At 46.4% G+C, this 1,779-nt stretch carries 2 protein-coding genes; both read right to left on the reverse strand.

Translation table 11 applies throughout. The features are described 5' to 3' along the window. A partial coding sequence (locus tag KDK19_RS09315; RefSeq protein WP_257291810.1) for a glycosyltransferase occupies positions 1–1,224 on the reverse strand: 1,224 nt, incomplete at its 3' end. Further along, positions 1,208–1,779: glycosyltransferase family 4 protein (locus KDK19_RS09320; protein WP_257291811.1), on the reverse strand; the 572-nt coding region annotated here is incomplete at its 5' end. The genes KDK19_RS09315 and KDK19_RS09320, both read right to left, overlap by 17 nt.

Raw genomic sequence — 1,779 nt, forward strand, 5'->3', positions numbered from 1 at the left:
TGCATCATTCCTTCGTGGATAGGCACAACAGTCAAAACTAGCATACCAGCGTTGTACATCACTGTGAGGGATGGCTCCGGCATAATAAATATAATCACAGCCGTTGATTGCTTTTCTGAGTTCAGATTCATAAGGCCCGGCTCCGGCGATTACCAATGAAATGGCAATCCCCTGTGCCCGTAGTCGTTTAACTGCAGCGGTAAGATCCAGTAGTCCCTCATAGGGCGTAATGGAACCAATAAAACCAACAATAAAACCACTCACCGGCCACTGCTCACGTAACTCCATATCAGAGGGTTGTGGTTGAAACCGGCGAGCATCCACCGCATTAGGAATCACATGGATCTTATCCGCATTGATACCCCAGCTGATGATCAGCGACTTCATTGCTTGTGACAGCGTAACCACTCGATCTGCTTCCCGCAGAGCCAGCTTTTCCATATTCTCCTCATAAAGAAAAGCATCGGTGTTGGCAAAATCCGGCTCTTTTGAAAGCCGGGTTAAATGCCAGAAACCACGAGCCTCATAAACAGAAGCGACACCAGCTAACCTTGCCGCTTCAATAGCGGCAAGGCCATTAAGGTAGTTGGAATGCCCGTGAATAACGGTGGCCTTTTGCTGGGTAGCAAGCTCGGCTAATTGTCTGGAATACTCTTTCACGTAACGAAAATCGGAACCTTGTTTATAAGGTGCAGCATGGGCAGGCAAGCGCTGAAAAACCACACCCCCAACCCGGTCAGCCTGCGTTACCGGTAACCCACGATGCTTTTGTAAATCCCAAGGATAACCTGGGCGGGTTGCACAATGAATGGCAACACCCCAGTTACGTAACTGCATCAGAATATTTTCAGAACGGTACCAGTAACCGGCAAAATCGTAGGGTGCCGAGTTATGCAGCGCCATTAAAACGTTTTGGTTAAAAACAGGTAATAGTAGTGATTCTGCCTCTGGCAGTTGCCATTGATGCCGACCACTGATCATATCATAAAAGCTACAAATTCTTTCAAGCCAGAGCGCTTCACTATGATTAGCAGGTACAAAACCTGTTAACAGTGAATGCGCTTTGTTTATATGACTATTTCTGAACAAGAAAAGGATTAAATGAAATCTGTGCTCCGGCCATAACCGAAGCAGTATCCATTCAGTACATGGTAACTCTTTCTTAGCCAGCCATCGCAAACCCAAACCTGAAGAACGCCAAAACCGTTTAAGCAGCTTTTTCATCGTCAACCTGAGAAAGCAACCTTTTATAAACCGCATCAACCCTCTTAGCCAAAACCTTCCAGTCACGTTCGGCAACAACCCACTCTCTGGCGGCTTGACCGTACTGCTCACGCAGTTTCGGCTGCTCAATCAGTAGTTGAAGTTTATCAGCCAGATCTTCGGCATCATCCATTTTATGGAGTAGACCTGTTCTTTCATCCTGTACAATTTCAGCCAGGGCTGCGACGTCAGAAGAAACAACAGCCTTACCCATTGCCATGGCTTCAAAGGGTTTCAGGGGGGAAACCATTTCACAAACAGGTAGGCCTTTACGGGGGAACGGGCAGATATCAATTAAAGAATAGTAATCCTCAACTTCATCATGTGGCACTCTTCCAGTATATATGATCAGATCCTGCAGTTGCTTTTTCTGTGCCATTAGCTCCAGTTCAGCTTTTACGGCACCATCACCTACCATCAAAACCTTAAAGCCAGTCAGTCCTTTATCCCTGAGCTGCTCTGTTGCATTTATTAATAAGTCCAGACCTTCGTAGTCAACCATTGAACCAACATAGC

The organism is Endozoicomonas sp. ONNA1, from assembly GCF_024606325.1.
Taxonomy (GTDB): Bacteria; Pseudomonadota; Gammaproteobacteria; order Pseudomonadales; family Endozoicomonadaceae; genus Endozoicomonas_A.